This is a genomic window from Methanocalculus sp. (assembly GCF_030651615.1).
Lineage (GTDB): Archaea > Halobacteriota > Methanomicrobia > Methanomicrobiales > Methanocorpusculaceae > Methanocalculus.
In genome coordinates, this window is sequence record NZ_JAUSCG010000206.1 from 1 (window position 1) to 2,872 (window position 2,872).

Here is a 2,872-nt window from a genome sequence, read left to right on the forward strand (position 1 = left end):
GCAGTACGATTGCGATCAGGACGAAGAGGAGGATGCGCTGGATAGATTCGTCTATCCTCTCTTCAATAGCACTAAACGGGATGAATGTCCCGATCTTGTAGCCGAGTTCCGGAGAGGTGTAGTAGATTAGGTATCTTTCACCCTGGATCAGTACCCCCTCATCATTTGTCAGAAATATCGGGGTCTGGTCTTCAAGAATGATACTGATATCTTCAAAGAGGATGGATTCATCCCGACTCGCCAGGATCGTCCCTTTACGATCGACAAGGAGCATCTCCTCCCCCCCGATGCTTTCGACTGCCGAGATATACTCTGTCAGGCTGACGAGGGTGATATCTGCGCCGATAACGCCGAAGAAATTACCATCCTCATCCAGAAGGGCGGTGACGATCCCGATATTCACATCCGGGGTAGTGACTGCCACATAGGGATCTGTTACCATCACCTGACCCGGGTGATCTTGTGCGAGCATATACCAGGGCCGATCTCTTGGATCATAGGCTGTTGGCTGGGCTCGGGGGTATGCTCTCACAAATGCGCCGTTCTCACGACCCATATAGACAGAACTGACATAGGGGTGTGATCTCTGGTATCCTCTCAGAATAGCTATTATATCATGTTCTTCTTCTGTTATTGAGTAGCTGAACGTCTCTTCTGATGCGTTCAGAAAGTTTGTAAATGCCGTATCATCAGGAGTACGGACATCTTTATTGAGTGATAATTCCAGAATGTCGCTTTTAGCCTCCCCGATAAAATTCGAGAGAGCAAAGTCGATATGTTTAAGTTGGGCGATAGTCGTTTCAGAGATGGTATCGAGGTTTTGTGCATGGAGTGTTGAAGGGAGTACTCCACCTATACAGATCAGTATAAGAATAGCAATGACGAGGTAGAGGAGCAGCACCTTCGACTGGAGTTTCATAGATAGAGGAGGATGGCGTTTGTAGTATATTAAGTGTTATTCTCCCCTGATATCGTCTGCTGCCGGTATGCTCTGATGATATGTTGCCTCTCATCTGCCACCCCAAAACTGCAGATCCGATCTCTCTTGTTCTCATCTCTTTTGCAGAAGATAATCTCATTTGTAGTATAATGATGGCTGAATTTTGCGCGCACAAACTCACTCATTTATATGCATGTGGTACGTCTATTAATAAATCTTTTTAAAACCTTTATAAGGGCTTCAATTTGTCTCAACGCCATGCAATGAGATTCTCTTACCGCCTCTGGTTTCACAATGATCATACATTGCTCCAGAATGATGATTTCATCTCACCTTTGCCCCTGAAGGTTATCGGGGTAAATTTTGTTTAGTTTACTTGAAAAAAACCTCATTCTGTTGCTGAAATTCAAATCAACATATTTATAGGGAGACTACTGCTTCTTTCTTTTGTCCGAGGTTAAACCATGGAAATGAAGTATGTACCAACCACCTGCCCGTATTGCGGGACAGGATGCAGTTTCAACCTTGTCGTCACCGACGGCAAGGTGGTAGGCGTCGCCCCCTACCAGCGCTCCCCCGTGAACGAAGGGAAGCTCTGTCCAAAGGGCGTGTATGCTCACGAGTTCATCAACCGCGAAGACCGGCTGACGACCCCGCTCATCAAGAAGGACGGGAAGTTCGTTGAAGCAAGCTGGGACGAGGCCTATGCCCTCATCGCCCAGAAGCTGAAGACCTACAAACCTGACGAGATGGCCGTTCTTGCCTCTGCAAGGACCTCAAACGAGGACAACTACGCGATCATGAAGTTCGCCCGTGGTGTCTTAAAGACCCGTCACATCGACCACTGTGCCCGTCTTTGCCATGCATCAACCGTTGCTGGTCTTGCGGCAACCTTCGGCTCCGGTGCGATGACCAACTCGATCGGTGATATCGCCGATTCGAAATGTGTCTTCATCCTTGGGAGCAACACCTTCGAACAGCACCCGCTGATCGGCCGCCGTATCATCCAGGCCAAGCAGAAGGGTGCAAAGATCATCTACGCTGACCCCCGGTATACCGCCACTGCAAAGCAGGCCGACCTGTACATGCAGTTCCGCTCAGGAACCGATGTTCAGATCTTAAACGGTCTGATGCAGGAGATCATCAGGAACGGCTGGGAAGACAAGGAGTTCATCGCCAACCGGACAAAAGAGTTCGAGGCGATGAAAGCAGTCGTGATGAAGCCCGACTACAGCCTTGAGAATGTCGAGAAGATCTCAGGTATTCCTGTTGCACAGCTGAAGACCGCCGCCGAATGGATCGCCAAATCCGGTGCAACCGCGATTCTGTACTCGATGGGTATCACGCAGCACACAACCGGTGTGGACAATGTCAAATCCGTTGCCAACATCCAGATGCTCTGTGGCAACCTCGGGAAACGCGGTGCCGGTGTGAATGCACTCCGTGGCCAGAACAATGTGCAGGGTGCCTGTGACATGGGTGCACTTCCGGTTGTCTTCACCGGGTACCAAAAGGTCATTGACGAAGCTGCCCACAAGAAGTTCTCAGATGCCTGGGGCTTCCCCGATGGTATCTGTGAGGCGAAGAACGGGTATGAAGTCACAACGATGATGGACGTCCTCACCGAGAAACCCGGTGAACTGAAGGCGATGTACATCATGGGTGAGAACCCGATGCTCTCCGATCCCGACCTGACGCATGTCGAACACGCGATCAAAGCCCTTGACTTCCTCGTTGTGCAGGATATCTTCCTGACTGAGACCGCACAGCTTGCCGATGTCGTCCTCCCCGCCACCTGCTATGCAGAGAAGGACGGGACCCAGACCTCGACCGAGCGGCGTGTCCAGATGTGGAGAAAGGCTCAGAACCCGCCGGGTCAGGCAAAGCTCGACTGGCAGATCCTCGCCGAACTCTCAGCAAAGATGGGCTATG

At 50.6% G+C, this 2,872-nt stretch carries 3 protein-coding genes; 1 reads left to right on the plus strand and 2 read right to left on the minus strand.

All coding sequences use genetic code 11. The annotated features are described in order from the left end of the window. On the minus strand, window positions 1–919 hold a 919-nt coding region (locus Q7V06_RS08860), incomplete at its 3' end, for a cache domain-containing protein (RefSeq protein WP_304840696.1). A 29-nt stretch (window positions 920–948) separates the two neighbouring features. After that, window positions 949–1,125, minus strand: coding sequence for a hypothetical protein (locus Q7V06_RS08865; RefSeq protein WP_304840698.1), 177 nt, complete (start codon window positions 1,123–1,125; stop codon window positions 949–951). Window positions 1,126–1,404: 279 nt separating this feature from the next. On the opposite strand from Q7V06_RS08865, the gene Q7V06_RS08870 reads away from it, so the two are divergent. Continuing rightward, the coding region (locus Q7V06_RS08870) for a molybdopterin oxidoreductase family protein (protein ID WP_304840700.1) at window positions 1,405–2,872 on the plus strand (1,468 nt) is incomplete at its 3' end.